This is a genomic window from Thalassospira sp. SM2505 (genome assembly GCF_054901115.1).
Map to the genome: position 1 here is coordinate 914238 of NZ_CM142731.1, position 17888 is coordinate 932125.

The following is a 17888-nucleotide window of genomic DNA, read 5'->3' on the forward strand; positions in this document are numbered from 1 at the left end:
TTACCGTGGGACTGTAATTTCCGGCCCAACATTAGTGATATTGGTTCGTTCCGTTGACAGATGGCAGACAGGGTTCTATCTGTGATCGGGCTCGGCTTTCTGCCGCTGCTCATTCGTGTCTTTATTCATTTGTTCAGGAACGTATTAATGCTCGGCGCCATTGCCCGGAAAATTTTCGGTTCAGCTAACGATCGTGAAGTCAAAGCCCTGCGGGCCACGGTCGAGCAAATCAATGCCCTGGAACCCGATGTCGAGAAGCTGTCTGATGATGAACTGCGCGCCCGCACGGACTGGCTGCGCGAACGTCTCAAGAATGGCGAGACTTTGAACGACATCCTGCCCGACACTTTTGCCACCATCCGCGAGGCATCCAAGCGCGTTCGCGGTGAACGTCATTATGACGTACAGCTTCTTGGCGGGATGGTGCTGTGTCTGGGCAAAATTGCCGAAATGAAAACCGGTGAAGGTAAAACTCTTGTTTCAACCTTGCCGGTTTATTTGAATGCGCTTGAAGGCAAGGGCGTTCATGTGGTGACGGTCAACGACTATCTGGCCCGCCGTGATGCGGAATGGATGGGCGAGGTCTATGGCTTCCTTGGGTTGAGTGTTGGCGTGATCATGCATGGCATGACCGATGATCAGCGCCGTGCGGCCTATGCATGCGACATTACCTATGCGACCAATAACGAGCTGGGCTTTGATTATCTGCGCGATAACATGAAGTTCCGCCTTGAAGATATGGTTCAGCGTCCGTTCAATTTTGCGATCGTCGATGAAGTCGACTCGATCCTGATTGACGAAGCACGTACCCCGCTGATCATTTCCGGCCCGGCCGAAGACAGCTCGGAACTGTATCGTGCGATTGATGTTCTGATCCCGAGACTGACCGCAGAAGATTTTGAAAAAGACGAAAAAGCACGTGCCGTGACCCTGACCGAAGACGGGACAGAGCACGCCGAACAGCTTTTGATGGAAATGGGTATTCTGACCGAAGGCACACTTTATGATGTTGCCAACGTTCACCTTGTCCATCACGTCAATCAGGCGCTTCGTGCCCACAAGCTGTTCCAGAAAGATACCGACTATATCGTCAAGGACGACAAGGTTGTCATCATTGACGAATTTACCGGTCGTATGATGGAAGGCCGCCGTTATTCCGATGGCCTGCATCAGGCACTGGAAGCCAAGGAAAAGGTCAAGATCCAGAACGAGAACCAGACGCTGGCGTCGATTACGTTCCAGAACTATTTCCGCCTGTATCCGACCCTTGCCGGGATGACCGGTACGGCAATGACCGAGGCCGAGGAATTTGAGGAAATCTACAACCTGAAAGTTGTTGAAATTCCGACTCATCGCCCGATTGCCCGTAAAGATGCCGATGACGAGATTTACCGGACGGCCAAAGAAAAGTGGATTGCGATCTCCGAACAGCTCGCTGATTGCCATGAACGCGGTCAACCAGCCCTTGTCGGTACTGTGTCGATCGAGAAATCGGAAATTCTATCCGATCTTCTGAAAAAGAAGAAAATTCCGCACGAAGTTCTCAATGCCAAGCAGCATGAACGCGAAGCCCTGATCGTTGCGCAGGCCGGTGCACCCGGTGCGATCACGATTGCCACCAATATGGCTGGTCGTGGTACCGACATCAAACTTGGCGGTAACGTTGAAATGCGCGTCGAGAACGAGCTGGCGGATGTCACCGACGAAGCCAAGCGTTCTGCGGCGATTGAAAAGATCAAGGCCGAAGTCAAAGCCGATCAGGAAAAGGTTCTGGCGGCAGGTGGTCTGTTTGTGATCGGGACCGAGCGCCATGAATCCCGCCGAGTGGATAACCAGCTGCGCGGCCGTTCCGGTCGTCAGGGGGACCCGGGTGGTTCGAAATTCTATCTGTCGCTTGAAGATGACCTGATGCGTATCTTCGGGTCCGAGCGTATGGATGGCATGCTTCAGAAACTTGGTCTCAAGGAAGGTGAAGCGATTTACCATCCCTGGATCAACAAGGCGCTTGAGAAAGCCCAGCAGAAAGTCGAAGCACGTAACTTCGATATTCGTAAGAATGTCCTTAAATTTGACGATGTCATGAATGATCAGCGTAAGGTCGTTTATGAACAGCGCCGCGATCTTATGCAGGCCAAACATGTTGCCGAAGACGTTGCAGACATGCGTGCCGAAGTTATCGAGGGACTGGTCGAAAAATTCTGCCCGGCAAAAGTTTACCCGGAACAGTGGGAAGTCGCGAGCCTGCACGAAGAAACTACGCGTCTTCTTGGTGTTAATCTTCCGATTGCCGAATGGGTCAAGGAAGAGGGCATCGATCAGGAAGTGATGCGTGAACGTCTTGAGCGTGCTGCTTCCGAAAAGATGGCGGCCAAGGTTGCCAATTATGGTGCTGATATCATGCGCCAGGTTGAAAAAAGCCTTGTGCTTCAGCTTCTTGATCAGTCGTGGAAAGAACACCTTCTGGCACTTGATCATCTGCGTCAGGGCATCGGTCTTCGTGCCTATGGCCAGCGTGATCCGCTTAACGAGTTCAAGCGTGAAGCCTTCAACATGTTTGAGGGTATGCTGGCAAATCTGCGTGAACGTGTGACCCAGATGTTGTCGCATGTTGAATTGCAGTCGACACCACGTCCCGAAGACCTTGAAGCCCGTCGCCCGCAGCCGGAAATGCATGAAAACCGAGACGAGCTTGAAGGCGACGCACAGGACGGCGAAAATGCGACAGTTCAGTCGCGTCAGGCATCGGGCACTGTAAATCCGAACGATCCTTCAACCTGGGGCCGCGTTGCACGCAATCAGGCGTGCCCGTGTGGTTCTGGCAAGAAATACAAGCATTGCCACGGTCAGCTCGCCTGAACCCGTTAGGCAAATTAGATAAAAAGCGCGCATCCCCGAGGATGCGCGCTTTTTATTTCTGACCTACGGCAGCGGTTTTGATGTCGGCAGGTGATCGGCAAGGAACTGTTCGACCGGATCAAGAACCGAGACATTGGTTGTCAGATAAAATCCCAGTGCGATCAGTGTGCCGGCATGACCGGTTTCGTCGATTTCAACCAGCTTGGCGTCGGGGGCAAGTTCTGCCAGTTTGCGCGAGTTGCGCGGAAGCACCGTATGATCGCGATTGCCGGTGATCAGCAATAGCGGCGGCATTTTTGCAAGGTTCATCTCGACGGGCTGACTGACAGTGGCAGGCGTTTGGCCAAAGGCCTTTTGCGTTGCTTCAACGTCATAGGGATAAAAGTCATAAGGTCCAGACAGACCGATGACCCCGGCAATATGGTTTTCATCAAGCCCGACATTTTCAAGATAGGTGGGATCTGCAACCACCTGAACGGCATTATATGCACCGGCAGAATGGCCTGCGAGGATGACGGGGCGATCTTGCAACCGTTCCGGGTGGGAAACGGCATGGTTTTTCATGAAGGCGATGGCGGCGGCTGCATCCTCGACAAAGGCGGGGAAATGCACATCGGGAACCAATCGATAGTCGGGAATGGCAACCGCATATCCCAGATCGGTGAAGCGTTTGGCGATGAAGGCATATTTCGCCTTGTCGCCTGAATCCCACGACCCGCCATAAAACCAGATCACAAGTGGTGCCGGGCCTGTTGTCGTCGCAGGCAGGTAAAGATCAAGCACCTGACGGTCCCCGGAACCATAAGCCAGATCAGCAATGTCGGGGGCAAAGTCACCTGCCTGCCATTTGTTATAGGCACCCAGCTTGTCACAGCCCGCCAGCAACAGAACGGCGACAATGGAATTGGCGGCAAATCCCAGAATCCGGCGCGGAGCAGGTTTGCGCGGTTTGCTGGCAGGGACGGATGGAGACATTCAGATACCTGTTTGATGGGAGGGCAAGCGTGTAACTCTTGTACGGTAGCTGAAAGATAACAGTTTGACGTTTTTTGCTTTTTATCAAAGTTCGCGGTGCGACTTTTTCTATACTTGGCGAAGACCAAAGCCCGCGATACAACAGTGCCATGACAATACAACAACCAGATAAAGGCTGCATGTCGGTTGACTTGCGCCAGGGTAAAACACCCGAAAAAACAGTGTTCGTCAGTGCGGTTGCGCTGGTCGATATTGATCATCGTGTGCTGATTGCGCAGCGCCCGGAAGGCAAGTCCATGGCGGGCCTGTGGGAATTTCCGGGTGGCAAGGTCGAGCCGGGTGAAACCCCGGAGATGGCTCTTGTGCGCGAGCTTAAGGAAGAGCTCGGTATTGATATCACCGAAAGCTGCCTTGCGCCCTTTACCTTTGCCTCGTTTACCTATGACGATTTCCATTTGATGATGCCGCTTTATCTGTGCCGCGTCTGGAAAGGCGAAATCACGCCGATGGAAGGTCAGCAGGTGAAGTGGGTGCGCCCGGTGCGTCTGGGGGATTATCCAATGCCGCCTGCCGATGTGCCGCTGGTTGCGATGTTACGCGATTTTCTGTGAACCTTGCGCCATACGGTGACGTAAAGTTTGTTGTCGGAAAACAAGATTGAAGTTGTGGGGAAGTGATGTCTGATCCGGTCCGCGCCTGTTTGATTATTATCGGCAATGAAATTCTTTCTGGCCGTACCCATGACAAGAACCTGCCTTATCTGGCAGAGGAACTGAACAAGATCGGTGTGCGTCTGGCCGAAACCCGTGTCATTCCTGACATCGAGGACACCATCATTGAAACCGTCAATGAATGCCGGGCCAGGTTTGATTATGTCTTTACCACTGGTGGCATTGGCCCGACCCATGATGACATTACGTCTGAATGTGTTGCCAAGGCCTTTGGTGTGGCAAACGAACTGAATGCCGAGGCGCACGCGCTTCTTAAAAGCCATTATGAAAAGCCCGAGGACCTCAACGAGGCGCGTCTTCGCATGGCGCATGTTCCGGTTGGCGCGGAGCTTGTGCAAAACCCGATTTCCAAGGCGCCGGGATTCAGAATGGAAAATGTCTATGTCATGGCTGGTGTACCCATGATCATGCAGGCCATGTTCCAGGGGATCAAACACCAGCTGATCGGTGGCAAGCCGATGGTGTCGCGTTCTGTCGGCGGCTATATCCCCGAAGGCACAATCGCCAAGGTTCTGGCCGAGATTCAGGAAGACTTCCCGCATACCGATATCGGTTCCTATCCTTTCCTGCGTGAAGGAAGGCTCGGGACGACACTGGTGGTGCGTGGTGAAAATCCCGACGACGTCAATCAGGCATCCGAGCGCATCCGCCTTGTGATCATTGAAAGTGGTCGCGACGTCATCGAAGATACCGGGCATGTCAACGTATCGTCAGATTGACTGCCGCCCAATTGCGTTTGGTCAAAGTTTCATCGGGGAAGTCTGTCTAGAATTGTTCTGACCTTGATAAGGGAAAGAACATGGCTGGAATTCAAAACGAGCCTGATCACGGGCCCGAAGACGATCTACGCAACAGCAAGGCCGCACGCGAAGCCCGCTCAATTGTACGCTTTATGATCGAGCATACGGCCTATGGCGGGTTCGGGGCGCTGGTGTTTGGCGGGCTGGTTCTGTTTTTCGATATTGGCGGTATCTATAGTCTTGCAATGTCGTCGCGTGATGCGCCGATCTTTATATTCCTGCTGTTCTTCGGGCTGTTCATCACTTTTGGCGGGATCAGTCTGGGTATCGGAATTATGACCCTTGGCGGGTTTTCCGATGATGATCGATACCGCGACGAGCGTCACAATCATCAAAGACACGATGACTGATCATGTTAAAAGGCGCCACAAACGGGCGCCTTTTGTCATTCTTGATAGGGCACATAAAGCATTCTACGGGCGATCTGTACCGGTTTTCTTCGCGATGATGCGGGCGACGATCATGCCGATGATCCAGCCAGCAAGCGGCACAACAAAGATATAGTCAAACAGCGGATGACTGGTGTCGCCGCCCGATGCCGCCAGAATGAAGCCAACCCATCCTGCGGTCAGCAAGTAGCCCATGATCTTGAAATAGACGCCGTTTGACAGGCCCTTTTTTGCGGGCTGTTCGGGGGCATTGGGTTGGCCTTTATCGGCAGACATCCTGATATCCTTGTTTTGGGAATTCTGATTTCGGTATTGATGGTTTGAGCTTTGGCAGAGTTAACGTTCAAGGGTCAGGGCATCCGGATCAATGCGATCCTGCCAACCTTCGCGAACAAGCTCCGGAACGATGTGGTCTTCTTCCGGATAGCCGATGCAAAGATAGGCGATCAGACGCCAGTGTTGCGGAACGTCAAGTGTCTTGCCAACCACTTCTGGCTCCAGAATGGAAACCCAGCCAACCCCGATACCCTTGACGCGCGCCGCCAGCCAGAGCAACTGCACCGCGGCCACAGCTGAATAATCAAGCATTTCAGGCATGGTCTTGCGGCCAAGCCCCATACCGGCTTCGGTTTCTTCGTCGGCAAAGACGGCAAGCTGTACCGGGGCCTGATCCATGCCCTGCAGTTTAAGGGAGGCATACATCTTGGCGCGTTCGCCATGATAATCGTTCAAGGCTTCATTATTGGCACGTTCGAAACTGTCGCGAATGGCCTTGCGGCGTTCCGGGTCGTTGACCTTTACAAAGCGCCAAGGCTGACAATTGCCAACCGATGGTGCCAGGCAAGCTTCCTTGATCAGATCATTAATATCGTCTTGCGGGATCGGATCGGTGCGGAACCGTCGCACATCGCGCCGCCACAGCAAAAGGTCGATGAACTGTTTCTGGAAATCCCGATCAAAGACCGGCGGGGTAATGGTTTTGTCATCCGCGACGGACTGGTTGGTGCGATCGGGCTTGTTCATGGCGCAAACCTGCTGGAAATGGCGTTATCAGTGTTTCTGTTTGCACCCTACCTGTGACAAGGGGGAACGCCAATAGCAAGATGCGGTTTGGCGCAGAATACCGGTGAAAACAGTAGATCTAGAAAGGAAAGTCGATGGTAAGCAGTCCGGTATAGTCACTGTGGCGGACTTCGTAGGTGAATTTGCGGCGGACCTCAAAGCTGAGCTGTCCGGGCATCGCCCGCCAGCTTTGGGTGATGCCACCCCCTGTATCAAGATACAGATTGGTGCTTTCAACTGTGACATAGGGTTGAAGCGTGACATAGCTGTGCGGCAGATCCCGGGTCAGGGCGAGTTCGGACCGAATGCCTTCCAGTGGCTGGTTATCTGTTGCCATCTCGCGAAAGCCGGTAAGGCTAAGATCAAGGTTCAGGGGATCATATCGATAGTCCGACCCGCCATAATAGCGTGTTGATCCGCTGCGGCCGTAATCCTGATTGAGCAACGAAATGGTTTCTTCCTGCCCGGCAAAGGGGGTGATCCTGTGATTGCCAAGATCAAAGCGATAGCGCGCTTCCAATGCCGCATCAAACAAGCGGGTGGTCGCCGTATTCGCAGCGATCATGCTGCCATCTGTTGCGCGGGCGGCTTCGACATATTCATGGGCGGTGATCATATCGCCATCAAGCTGCAGACTAAATGGCAGGCCGCCAAAATCATATTTTGATGCAAAGCCGATCGAGTTCGAGATTGTGCTGCTTTCGAGACTTTCGGCATATCGAATATTGACGGGCGGGCTTTCGATCGCCGATTGGCTGATCATGCTTTTGCCAAAACTTAAGCTGCCTCTAAGGTTCAACCAGTCAGTCATGCGGGCCACGAAATAGGGGGAAAGGGCCAGATTGCTTTCGCGATAGCGTAACTGGCGGGAGCCTGACTCACCCAGGGTGTTTCCCCATCCGACACCAAGTCCGACAACCAGACCCTCATCGACGAGATAATCCACCCCGCTATCAATCGAGACAGAATCGCCGCTCAGCCCCGGATCGTAGCCCGAACGGGTGATGCGGTTTTCCAGATCGGTGTGATTGCCAACAACCCAGATGCTGATCGGGACGCGCACGGTGCGTGACTGGGTGGGGAATGTTCCCGCTGCGCTGTCGAAATCGATTTTACCTGCAAGTGATTTGAGTGCCGCGCGCCCCCCAAACACTTCGACTGTCGGGTTTTCGTCTGTATCCAGATAAAGAGAGGGCGAAGTTTCGTCCGCCGGATCGACAAAATCGTCAAACAGCAGCGGCGAAATCGTGCTTTCATACAGGTCATTATCCATCTTGTTATAAAGACGGTTCATGTGACGGCGGCGATTGTCTGCGCGGTTCAGGGTTTCACTGCGCAAGATCACGGAATCGGGGCGCGCACCGGTTTCACCGGCAAAAGCCAGTGTCACAAATCGGGGAAGCTGACCACGGTAGTGATACAAGGCTGCCGTTGCGATGCATACCGTGGCGGCAAGGGCCGTTTTCAGGTGCCAGTGCATAAAACGCAGCGCGGTGATTACTGAAGATCACTCATGATGCGCTGCAAAAGTGCAAGGAATAAGGAGCAAGACGGGCAATCCTGCCCTATTCCTTGCATGAACAGAGCGCACCGTAGGTAAATCGGCGGGTGTCAGAGAAAGCGGTAATAGGATGTTGCACCATTTCAAAAGCCGCGCTAGAACCCTGTTTCACCGGTTGCAAACCGGATGCGACACGCTTTGCGGGCGTGGCGAAATTGGTAAACGCAGCGGACTTAAAATCCGCCGGCCCTAAAGGCTTTGCCGGTTCAAGTCCGGCCGCCCGCACCATCTCCCGGAATGAAATAGCACTGCGAAGACTGGCTGTTGGGCATCAAACGGACTTGATTGTCCCATCAAATAACCTGTTTTGGGTTGTAAACCCGATGCTCGCCGTCCTTTGAAGGGCTTAAAGCCCTGTTTGGGCGATATTTGCGCTACGCAAATTCAGGAGATTGAAAATGATCCATCTGATCGCATTTGGCATTATTGCCGTTACTGCACTGGTCGTTGCCTGAGTGCCATGTGCCTAACCATTCTGCTTGCATAGCCGGATGGTCCTGATCCTAATTCGTATCTGTTTTAATCTGTTGCAGGATGGGTCGCGGTTTCGTGATTGCCAGATGGCGACGCAGGAGACGTGTGTCTATTTTTGTGGCCGGTGATATCGCAAAATAAAAGGTCTGGGTCGCAACCGGCCGGGAACTGATTTCAAGCAGTTCCCCGATTTCCGGATAGGTATGCATGAGCGTATCGGCGACGGCCTTTTCCATCAGTCCGCCATCGGCGCGTTTGTTTGCAACCATGCGAAGGATCGACAGATCATCGACGACTTCGATGGCGTAAACATCCTGACGGCGACTTTCAAATACGTCGCCATACCAGTACCCTGCGCCAACCGCGATACGGTGATCCCAAAGCTGACCGGCTTCAAGCGGGTAGTCGCGGTGAGAAAGTAAAACCGTGTCGCTGATCAGGATCGGAAATTCATATTCCAGTTCATAATTCTTGGCCTGACCGGCCTCGGCGCAGAATATGACATCAACCTTGCCGCTCCGGGCGGCGTCAATCGCCCGTTTCCAGGGATATACCTCGATTTTCGGGCTATAACCGAACGAACCCAGCAAATCCTCGACATATTCGACCAGAATCCCGCCGGGGCGTGTGCCTTCCACAACATAAGGAGGCCACGAACTGCAGGATGCAACGATTTCCACACCGCGATCACCAGCCGTAAATCCGGCTGAGGGCGGGATCGAAAACATCACAAGCAGGCATCCGCCAATCACAAGCTTTCGCAGCATCTGTTTGTCCAGTTTACATGAGTAATCTTTTATGTGTGAAGGGTGCCCGCCTGTTTACAGGGTTTGCCTGTCCGGAAGTGCGGGATGTTCGATCCGATGTTTGCGAAGTTGTTGATATCACGTCAGTTGATCCGGATATCGATACGCAGAAATTTGCTGCCAGCTTCGGGCTGCGGCGATCAATATGGTTTCCGCTGCTTTTATCGCCCGAAAGTGAAGACCGATGTGACGGTCGCCACAGGGGAAACGGGGTTTACCTGATTTAAATCGGTTAAGGATAGGTTTTGCCTTTGGGCATGGTGCGGTTTCGCAGATCAGGACGGAAGAGAAGCAGTGAATATGATCGAGAATGAAGACGATGCCCCGCGCAAAAAAGAACGGATCGGCAAATATGTTGCCCCCGAAGAGCGTGCTGCCAATATCGTCAAGCAGCTCGACGAATTCCTGCGCAAAGGGCCGCGGAAGGGATTGAAATATTCCCGCTGGCAACAACTTGCCTGGTATGAAATCGTTGATGAAATCAAACGCGCAGAAGCCGCCCAGAAGAGTCAGGACACCTTGACCAAATCAGCATTTCTCAGCCTTGCCATCGGATTTGGCACGGTCGGATTTTGGGGGCTGGTTTTGGTGGCCGGAAACGGTCTTGGCGGAATTGCTGCTGGCGTGATTGTTGTGGCCGGACTGGTGGTCTGGCGGGCAATGGCCAAGGCAAAATGGTTTAAATAGTTATCGGGCCTGAACAAAATGAACAAGGAAGCTGCTGAAACACTGGCCATTCGCGCCATTGCCCATATTGCGGGCGATGATGAACTGCTTCAGGGGCTTGTTGCCCAAACCGGCATGGGGCTTGATGATCTGCGCGCAGGTATCGCCTCAAACGAGGTTCAGCTTGGCGCGCTTGAATTCCTGTTATCCCACGAACCGTTCCTGATGCGCTTTGTTGACGATAGTGACTACGCACCAGAAGACCCGGCACGTGCGCAGATCGTCCTGTCAGGTGGTCCTGTCTGGCAAGACTGATCAAGCCAGACGGGATGATCTGACAATGCCGGATTTTACCGTCAGCCGATGAATGGCAACGGTGCGCCGTTATAAAGGTAAATCCAGACCAGCAGACCGCCCCCAAGCAGGACGCGGTAGATTGCAAAGGGTGTGAAGCTTGACCGCTTGAGCCAGTTCATCAAAACGGCAATCGCGATAAGAGCTGTCAGGAACGAAAGACCGGCGGCCAGAAGGATGTCTTCATTGAGGGCGATATTACCTGCTTGCTGAAGGTCAATCCCGGCCAGAAGTCCGGCACCCAAAATCACAGGTATCGACATCAGCATCGAAAACTGTGCAGCGTCTGAGCGCTCATACCCCATGAAACGTGCGGCTGTCATGGTGATGCCGGAACGGCTGGTACCCGGAATCAGCGCAAGAACCTGTGCGAGACCGATAAATAACGCACCGCCCCAGCGCATATGTTCAAGACGATTGATCGTCATGCCGACCTTGTCGGCAATCCAGAGCAAAATCCCGAAGCCAAGCGTGGTCCAGGCAATGATTTCGACCGAACGCAACTGTTCCTCGATGCCGGAGACCTTGAGATAAAAGCCGACAGCGACAACCGGGATGGTGGCGAGCACAATGTGGATTGCAAGGCGCGCACCGGCATTGATCCGCCCGGTAAACAGCCGAACGAATCCGCCGAGCATGGCAAAGACATCGCGCCAGAAATACATCAAAACGGCTGCCAGGGTGCCGACATGGACAGCCACATCTACCAACAAACCCTGATCCGGGCTGCCGGTCAGGGCCGGTGCCAGAATAAGATGACCTGATGAGCTGATGGGAAGAAATTCGGTGATCCCCTGAACGACTGCCAGAAGAATAATGTGCTGTAGGGTCACGCCGGCCTCTGTGCCTGTTCGCTTCAAAAACTGATCGCTTATAGCAGTTTAGCCTGATTCGGCGAAATGCATAAATAGTACCATTTCGGTACTATTGAAACTTTATTTCAGGGCATTCCGGTGGCGAATTCTGGAAGACCCGAAAAAATGTACGGATATTTATGTCAGTAAAACTGACCTATGATGCATTTTGTGCTAGATTCTTGCGTGTTTGGCACGTATACAGTCCGAAACCCGCAACATAAAACCCTTCCAGAGGGCCGTCATGACAGAAAAGATGCTGAAGTTTGTTCATCTTGAGCAAAAATATCCGCACAAAAGAGAGGCGTCCGAACGTCGGACAGACTTCAACGAAATTTATGAAGCATTCGAGGATACCAATGCCGCCGATCAGGCGTCGCGTTGTTCCCAATGCGGTGTGCCGTTCTGCCAGGCCCACTGCCCGCTTTATAACAACATCCCTGACTGGTTGCGCCTGACCACCGAAGGTCGCCTTGAAGAGGCTTACGCTATCTCGTCGGCAACCAACAACATGCCGGAAGTTACGGGCCGCATCTGTCCGCAGGATCGTCTGTGTGAAGGCAATTGCGTAATTGAGCAGTCAACCCATGGCGCGGTGACGATCGGTTCGGTCGAGAAATACATTACCGATACCGCCTTTGCGAACGGTTGGGTCAAAGCCCCGAAACCGGCCAAGGAAAACGGTATGTCGGTCGGCATCATCGGTGGTGGTCCAGGTGGCATGGCTGCAGCCGAGCAGCTGCGTCTCAAGGGATATGAAGTCCATATCTATGATCGCTATGACCGCATGGGCGGGTTGCTGGTTTATGGTATTCCGGGCTTCAAACTGGAAAAGGACGTCGTTGAACGCCGGGTCAAGCTTCTTGAAGAAGGTGGTGTTATCATGCACACCGAATTCGAGGTTGGCCGTGATGCGACCCTTGATGACCTGCGCAAGAAACATGACAGCGTTCTGATCGCGACCGGTGTTTACAAGGCCCGCGAACTCAAGCTGCCAGGCGCCGGTCTGGGCAATGTCTATCCCGCACTTGAATATCTGACCACGTCCAACCGTCATGGTCTTGGCGACACGGTTCCGGCTTATGAAGACGGCACGCTTAATGCCAAGGACAAGAATGTTGTTGTGATTGGCGGCGGCGATACCGCGATGGATTGTGTTCGTACCGCGATCCGTCAAGGTGCCAAATCGGTTAAATGTCTCTATCGCCGTGACCGCGCCAACATGCCCGGTTCCCAGCGTGAAGTTGCCAATGCCGAGGAAGAAGGTGTCGAGTTTGTCTGGTTGACCAACCCGGAAGCCTTTGTCGGTGATGATACCGTTACCGGTGTTCGCGCAGTGAAGATGCGTCTTGGTGCACCCGATGCCGGTGGCCGTCAGAGCCCGGAAATCATCGAAGGTTCGAGCTACACCATGGATGCCGATATGGTCATCCTTGCGCTCGGCTTTGAACCGGAAGATCTGCCAACATTGTTTGATGCACCGGAACTCGGTGTGTCGCGTTGGGGGACAGTCAAAATCGACTTCCGCACCATGATGACCAATCTTGATGGCGTATTTGCTGCTGGCGATATCGCCCGTGGTGCTTCGCTTGTGGTCTGGGCTATCCGCGATGGCCGTGATGCGGCTGACCGGATTGATGAGTATTTGCTGGCGCGCAAAGAAGCTGCTGCTTAAGCCCGCTGCCGCATTAGGAGAGAGAAGTTATGAACAAGATCGTTCAGGACAAAATGGTTCAGAGCCGCGGTGCCGCAGATATCGCCCGTTTTGAGAAAAACGCGGCCCATCTCGAAGCTAGTGGCATGTATGACCCGGCCGAAGAACATGCCAACTGTGGTGTGGGTCTTGTCGGTGCTATTGACGGCAAACCGCGCCGCGAGGTCGTCGAAGCCGGTATCGAAGCCCTGAAGGCAATCTGGCACCGTGGTGCTGTTGATGCTGATGGCAAGACCGGCGATGGCGCAGGCATCCATCTTCAGATTCCGCAGGATTTCTTCAAGGCTTACCTTAAGGTGATCAACCAGGAAGCCCCGGAAAGCCTGATTGCCGTTGGTCAGGTCTTCCTGCCGCGTATCGACATGTCGGCCCAGGAACGTTGCCGTGCAATCGTTGAAACCGAAATCCTCAAACAGGGTTACGGCATTCTTGGCTGGCGTCAGGTCCCGGTTGATGTGTCGGTCATCGGTGAAAAGGCAAACCAGACCCGTCCGGAAATCGAACAGGTCCTGATCGGTGTTCGTGATGACGTCGATGAAGAAAAGTTCGAGATCGACCTGTATGCGATCCGCCGCCGTATCGAAAAGGCCGTGCTGTCCGAAGCGATCAAGGACTTCTATATCTGTTCGATGTCCTGCCGTTCGATCATCTACAAGGGCATGTTCCTTGCAGAAGACGTTGATACCTTCTATCCGGATCTTCGTGACGAACGCTTTATTTCAAGCTTCTGCGTCTATCATCAGCGTTATTCGACCAACACTTTCCCGAGCTGGCCGCTGGCACAGCCGTTCCGTGTTCTTGCCCATAACGGCGAGATCAACACGCTGCGCGGTAACGTCAACTGGATGAAAAGTCACGAAGCACGTATGGCGCACGAAGTGTTTGCCGACAGCATCGATGACCTGAAACCGGTTATTCAGCCCGGTTCGTCTGACTCGGCAGCCCTTGATGCCGTGTTCGAGCTGATGATCCGTGCGGGCCGTGACCTTCCGATGGTGAAAACCATGATGGTTCCGGAAGCATGGTCGAAAAAGGCATCTACGCCAGACAGCTATAAAAACCTTTATGCCTATTGCAACGCGGTCATGGAGCCGTGGGACGGCCCGGCTGCACTTGCGGCATATGGTGGTGAGTGGCTTATGGGTGGTACGGACCGTAACGGTCTGCGTCCGCTGCGTTATGCTGTTACCGGCAATGGTCTTCTGATTGCGGGTTCCGAAGCCGGTATGGTTCATATCGACGAAGAAAGCTGTGTCGAAAAAGGCCGCCTCGGCCCGGGGCAGATGATTGCGGTGAACCTTGCCGAAGGCAAACTGTATCACGATGGCGAGCTTAAGGACAAACTGGCAAATCGCCGTGACTGGTCGAAATGGGTTGGTCGCACCAAGGTGCTTGATGACCTGATTTCACCGGAAAAAACCGAACCGTCCCATATCGACAAGGAACGTCTGCTGCGTTTGCAAAAGGCGATGGGTCTGACCCATGAAGATCTTGAACTGATCCTTCATCCGATGGGCGAAGACGGCAAGGAAGCCATCGGTTCGATGGGCGATGACACTCCGCTTGCGATCCTGTCGGATCGTTATCGCGGGCTGCATCACTTCTTCCGCCAGAACTTCTCGCAGGTGACCAACCCGCCGATCGATTCCCTTCGTGAAGCGCGCGTCATGAGCCTGAAAACCCGTCTGGGCAACCTTGGCAACGTTCTGGAAGAAGACGAAAGCCAGTGCGATCTGCTTCAGCTTGAAAGCCCGGTTCTGACCAACGCCGAATATGAGGCGATGCGCGGATATATGGGTGATACGGCAGTCGAGATTGATACCACCTTTGATATTACCGGTGGCCAGTCTGCCCTGCGTGATGCGATTTCGCGGATCCAGCGTGAAGCAGAAGAAGCCGTTCGTGGTGGCGCACTGCATATCATCCTGACCGATGAAGCGATTTCCGAAGAGCGTGCTGCCATTCCGATGATCCTTGCGACCGGTGGCGTTCACAGCCATCTCGTGAAGACGTCGCTGCGCACCTATATCTCGCTGAACGTTCGTTCGGCAGAATGCATGGACGTGCATTACTTTGCCGTTCTGATCGGTGTCGGCGCGACGACGGTTAACGCCTATCTGGCGCAGGAAGGTCTGCTTGACCGTTATGCACGCGGTCTGTTCCCGAATGTGGTCAGCACTGCCGAAGTCATGCAGCGCTTCAAGGCCGCAATCGATGCGGGTCTTCTCAAGATCATGTCAAAGATGGGTATCTCGATCATCAGTTCCTATCGCGGTGGCTATAACTTTGAAAGTATCGGCCTGTCGCGTTCGCTGGTGGCTGAATTCTTCCCGGGCATGCCGTCGCGTATTTCGGGTATCGGTCTTCAGGGTATCCAGCGTCGTACGATTGCCCAGCACAAGGAAGCGTTTAACGGCAATGTCGTTACCCTTCCGGTTGGTGGCCTTTACAAATACCGTCGCAGTGGCGAGCGCCACGTCTGGACCGGTCCGCTGATCCATACGTTGCAGTCCTCTGTGACTACGGGCAGCTACAACACGTTCCGCAAGTTCTCGGAAGGTCTGCGTTCGCGTGAACCGCTGCATCTCCGCGATCTTCTGGATTTCCGCAGTGACCGTAATCCGCTTCATCAGGACAAGGTCGAAAGCATTACCGAAATCCGCAAGCGTTTCGTGACCCCGGGCATGTCCCATGGTGCACTTTCGACCGAAGCCCACGAAGCACTGGCGATTGCCATGAACCGTATCGGCGCAAAGTCGAACTCCGGTGAAGGTGGTGAATCGCGTGAACGTTTCCGTCCGCGTGCGAACGGCGACAATGCGCGTTCCTCGATCAAGCAGGTTGCGTCCGGTCGCTTTGGTGTGACGGCTGAATATCTGAATAACTGCGAAGAAATTCAGATCAAGGTCGCACAGGGGGCAAAGCCGGGCGAAGGTGGTCAGCTTCCGGGCTTCAAGGTTACGGTTGAAATCGCACAGCTGCGTCATGCGACGCCGGGTGTGACCCTGATTTCGCCGCCGCCGCACCACGACATCTATTCGATCGAAGATCTCGCACAGCTGATCTATGACCTTAAACAGATCAACCCGCGTTGCCGTGTTTGCGTGAAACTGGTGTCGCGTTCGGGTGTTGGTACGATTGCTGCCGGTGTTGCCAAGGCAAAAGCTGACGTGATCCTGATTTCCGGCTATGACGGTGGTACGGGTGCAAGTCCGCAGACCTCGATCAAATATGCAGGCGTTCCGTGGGAAATGGGCCTGTCGGAAGTCAACCAGGTCCTGACGCTCAACAACCTGCGTGACAAGGTCAAACTCCGCGTTGACGGTGGTTTCAAAACCGGTCGTGACGTTGTGATTGGTGCGATGCTTGGTGCCGAGGAATTCGGTATCGGGACCGCGTCCTTGATCGCACTTGGTTGCATCATGGTCCGTCAGTGTCATTCCAACACCTGTCCGGTTGGTGTCTGTACCCAGGATCCGGCACTGCGTGCCAAGTTCGTTGGTACGGCAGACAAGCTGGTCAACCTGTTCACCTTCATGGCCGAGGAAGTCAAAGACGTTCTGGCCGAGCTTGGCTATGACAAGCTTGAAGACGTGATTGGTCGCTCGGACCTGCTTCAGCAGGTTCACCGTGGCGCGAAAGACCTTGTTGACCTTGACCTCAACCCGCTGCTTGCACAGGCAGATGCCGGTGATCATGCACGCTTCTGCACCATCGAAGGTCGCAATGAAGTGCCGGATACCCTTGATGCACAGATGATCAAGGATGCCCGTCCGCTTCTTGAGGACGGCGAGAAGATGCAGCTTCAGTACAACATCCAGAACACCCAGCGTGCGATCGGGACCCGGATGTCGTCACTGATCACGCAGAAATACGGCATGACCGGTCTGAAACCGGGCCATCTGCATGTACGTCTGCGTGGTTCGGCTGGTCAGTCGCTTGGTGCCTTTGCAGTTCAGGGTCTGAAGATCGAAGTTCAGGGCGATGCCAACGACTATGTTGGCAAGGGTCTGTCGGGCGGGACGATTGTTCTGCGTCCGCGTCCTTCCAGCCCGCTCAAGACCAACGAAAACACCATCATCGGGAACACCATTCTTTATGGTGCGACTGCCGGCAAGCTGTTTGCTGCGGGTCAGGCTGGTGAACGTTTCTGTGTCCGTAACTCCGGTGCGACCGTTGTGGTCGAAGGGTGTGGTTCGAACGGTTGTGAATACATGACCGGTGGTACCGCAGTCATCCTGGGTTCGGTTGGTGAAAACTTTGGTGCCGGTATGACCGGTGGCATGGCCTTCATCTATGACGTCAATGGTACCTTTGCCGATGTCGTCAATGATGGTTCCATCCTCTACCAGCGCATTGAAACCCAGTATTGGGACGAACAGTGCCGTTCGCTCATCGAAGAGCATGTTGCAGAAACCGAAAGCGGTTATGCACGTACGATCCTTGATAACTGGGATCGTGAACGCGGCCATTTCTGGCAGATCGTGCCGAAAGAGATCGTCGACAAGCTGGAACATCCTATTCGCTCCGAGAGCGAAAACCAGGCAACTGCGTGATCTGATCACGCTTTTGCGCAAGCTCCCTTGTCCAACACACCTGGACAATTGAACTGGCCCCGTACTTCGGTACGGGGCACTTTTCTTTGT

The 17888-nt window shown here is 53.9% G+C and carries 15 protein-coding genes and 1 tRNA gene; 10 read left to right on the top strand and 6 right to left on the bottom strand.

Annotation, left to right across the window (positions count from 1 at the left end; all coding sequences use genetic code 11):
• Positions 1–147: 147 nt before the first annotated feature.
• Positions 148–2856 carry a preprotein translocase subunit SecA gene (gene secA, locus ACTU44_RS04095; RefSeq protein WP_114096731.1) on the top strand — a complete coding sequence of 903 codons (2709 nt, stop codon included), beginning with the start codon at positions 148–150 and terminating at the stop codon, positions 2854–2856.
• Between the two features lie 63 nt (positions 2857–2919).
• Here the strand turns inward: secA and ACTU44_RS04100 are convergent, their stop codons facing one another.
• Positions 2920–3831 (bottom strand): alpha/beta hydrolase, encoded by a 912-nt coding sequence (locus ACTU44_RS04100; RefSeq protein ID WP_462096752.1) that lies wholly within the window; start codon positions 3829–3831, stop codon positions 2920–2922.
• Between the two features lie 179 nt (positions 3832–4010).
• Here ACTU44_RS04100 and mutT point away from each other — a divergent pair, with 179 nt between their 5' ends.
• The 3 genes from mutT (at position 4011) to ACTU44_RS04115 (ending at position 5712) form a co-directional block, all read left to right on the top strand.
• A complete protein-coding gene (mutT, locus tag ACTU44_RS04105) occupies positions 4011–4442 on the top strand; it encodes an 8-oxo-dGTP diphosphatase MutT (protein ID WP_114096734.1) in 432 nt (143 codons plus the stop codon).
• A 65-nt stretch (positions 4443–4507) separates the two neighbouring features.
• Positions 4508–5281, top strand: coding sequence for a competence/damage-inducible protein A (locus ACTU44_RS04110; RefSeq protein ID WP_462096753.1), 774 nt, complete (start codon positions 4508–4510; stop codon positions 5279–5281).
• Between the two features lie 80 nt (positions 5282–5361).
• A complete protein-coding gene (locus ACTU44_RS04115; protein WP_336080050.1) occupies positions 5362–5712 on the top strand; it encodes a hypothetical protein in 351 nt (116 codons plus the stop codon).
• Positions 5713–5775: 63 nt separating this feature from the next.
• Here the strand turns inward: ACTU44_RS04115 and ACTU44_RS04120 are convergent, their stop codons facing one another.
• The 3 genes from ACTU44_RS04120 to ACTU44_RS04130 form a co-directional block, all read right to left on the bottom strand.
• Entirely contained in the window at positions 5776–6027 is a 252-nt protein-coding gene (locus tag ACTU44_RS04120; RefSeq protein ID WP_336080051.1) for a hypothetical protein, read from the bottom strand.
• 60 nt (positions 6028–6087) lie between these two features.
• Positions 6088–6774, bottom strand: coding sequence for a 5,6-dimethylbenzimidazole synthase (gene bluB / locus ACTU44_RS04125; RefSeq protein ID WP_114096738.1), 687 nt, complete (start codon positions 6772–6774; stop codon positions 6088–6090).
• Positions 6775–6892: 118 nt separating this feature from the next.
• Complete coding sequence (locus ACTU44_RS04130) at positions 6893–8293, bottom strand: autotransporter outer membrane beta-barrel domain-containing protein (protein WP_462096754.1); 1401 nt, start codon at positions 8291–8293, stop codon at positions 6893–6895.
• A 221-nt stretch (positions 8294–8514) separates the two neighbouring features.
• On the opposite strand from ACTU44_RS04130, the gene ACTU44_RS04135 reads away from it, so the two are divergent.
• A tRNA-Leu gene (locus tag ACTU44_RS04135) sits at positions 8515–8602 on the top strand.
• A gap of 275 nt (positions 8603–8877) precedes the next feature.
• Here the strand turns inward: ACTU44_RS04135 and ACTU44_RS04140 are convergent.
• Positions 8878–9615, bottom strand: a complete 738-nt coding sequence (locus tag ACTU44_RS04140) for a substrate-binding periplasmic protein (protein WP_462096755.1) — start codon at positions 9613–9615, stop codon at positions 8878–8880.
• 84 nt (positions 9616–9699) lie between these two features.
• Here ACTU44_RS04140 and ACTU44_RS04145 point away from each other — a divergent pair, with 84 nt between their 5' ends.
• From ACTU44_RS04145 to ACTU44_RS04155, 3 genes are all read left to right on the top strand, one after another.
• A complete protein-coding gene (locus ACTU44_RS04145) occupies positions 9700–9876 on the top strand; it encodes a hypothetical protein (protein ID WP_462096756.1) in 177 nt (58 codons plus the stop codon).
• A gap of 78 nt (positions 9877–9954) precedes the next feature.
• Positions 9955–10341, top strand: coding sequence for a hypothetical protein (locus tag ACTU44_RS04150; RefSeq protein WP_258548597.1), 387 nt, complete (start codon positions 9955–9957; stop codon positions 10339–10341).
• A gap of 18 nt (positions 10342–10359) precedes the next feature.
• On the top strand, positions 10360–10635 hold the full coding sequence (locus ACTU44_RS04155; protein ID WP_462096757.1) for a DUF3572 domain-containing protein: 276 nt from the start codon (positions 10360–10362) through the stop codon (positions 10633–10635).
• A 41-nt stretch (positions 10636–10676) separates the two neighbouring features.
• Here ACTU44_RS04155 and ACTU44_RS04160 read toward each other — a convergent pair whose 3' ends face one another.
• A complete protein-coding gene (locus ACTU44_RS04160; RefSeq protein ID WP_114096744.1) occupies positions 10677–11507 on the bottom strand; it encodes an undecaprenyl-diphosphate phosphatase in 831 nt (276 codons plus the stop codon).
• A 265-nt stretch (positions 11508–11772) separates the two neighbouring features.
• On the opposite strand from ACTU44_RS04160, the gene ACTU44_RS04165 reads away from it, so the two are divergent.
• Positions 11773–13203 (top strand): NAD(P)-dependent oxidoreductase, encoded by a 1431-nt coding sequence (locus tag ACTU44_RS04165; protein ID WP_114096745.1) that lies wholly within the window; start codon positions 11773–11775, stop codon positions 13201–13203.
• Between the two features lie 29 nt (positions 13204–13232).
• Positions 13233–17798 (top strand): glutamate synthase large subunit, encoded by a 4566-nt coding sequence (gene gltB / locus ACTU44_RS04170; RefSeq protein ID WP_336080057.1) that lies wholly within the window; start codon positions 13233–13235, stop codon positions 17796–17798.
• The last annotated feature ends 90 nt before the right edge of the window (positions 17799–17888 follow it).

What these genes read in the sequence shown, in the direction of transcription:
- secA (WP_114096731.1), top strand. Translation starts at nt 148, where the DNA reads ATGCTCGGCGCCATTGCCCGGAAAATTTTCGGTTCAGCTAACGATCGT.
- ACTU44_RS04100 (WP_462096752.1), bottom strand. Translation starts at nt 3,831, where the DNA reads ATGTCTCCATCCGTCCCTGCCAGCAAACCGCGCAAACCTGCTCCGCGC.
- mutT (WP_114096734.1), top strand. Translation starts at nt 4,011, where the DNA reads ATGTCGGTTGACTTGCGCCAGGGTAAAACACCCGAAAAAACAGTGTTC.
- ACTU44_RS04110 (WP_462096753.1), top strand. Translation starts at nt 4,508, where the DNA reads ATGTCTGATCCGGTCCGCGCCTGTTTGATTATTATCGGCAATGAAATT.
- ACTU44_RS04115 (WP_336080050.1), top strand. Translation starts at nt 5,362, where the DNA reads ATGGCTGGAATTCAAAACGAGCCTGATCACGGGCCCGAAGACGATCTA.
- ACTU44_RS04120 (WP_336080051.1), bottom strand. Translation starts at nt 6,027, where the DNA reads ATGTCTGCCGATAAAGGCCAACCCAATGCCCCCGAACAGCCCGCAAAA.
- bluB (WP_114096738.1), bottom strand. Translation starts at nt 6,774, where the DNA reads ATGAACAAGCCCGATCGCACCAACCAGTCCGTCGCGGATGACAAAACC.
- ACTU44_RS04130 (WP_462096754.1), bottom strand. Translation starts at nt 8,293, where the DNA reads ATGCACTGGCACCTGAAAACGGCCCTTGCCGCCACGGTATGCATCGCA.
- ACTU44_RS04140 (WP_462096755.1), bottom strand. Translation starts at nt 9,615, where the DNA reads ATGCTGCGAAAGCTTGTGATTGGCGGATGCCTGCTTGTGATGTTTTCG.
- ACTU44_RS04145 (WP_462096756.1), top strand. Translation starts at nt 9,700, where the DNA reads ATGTTCGATCCGATGTTTGCGAAGTTGTTGATATCACGTCAGTTGATC.
- ACTU44_RS04150 (WP_258548597.1), top strand. Translation starts at nt 9,955, where the DNA reads ATGATCGAGAATGAAGACGATGCCCCGCGCAAAAAAGAACGGATCGGC.
- ACTU44_RS04155 (WP_462096757.1), top strand. Translation starts at nt 10,360, where the DNA reads ATGAACAAGGAAGCTGCTGAAACACTGGCCATTCGCGCCATTGCCCAT.
- ACTU44_RS04165 (WP_114096745.1), top strand. Translation starts at nt 11,773, where the DNA reads ATGACAGAAAAGATGCTGAAGTTTGTTCATCTTGAGCAAAAATATCCG.
- gltB (WP_336080057.1), top strand. Translation starts at nt 13,233, where the DNA reads ATGAACAAGATCGTTCAGGACAAAATGGTTCAGAGCCGCGGTGCCGCA.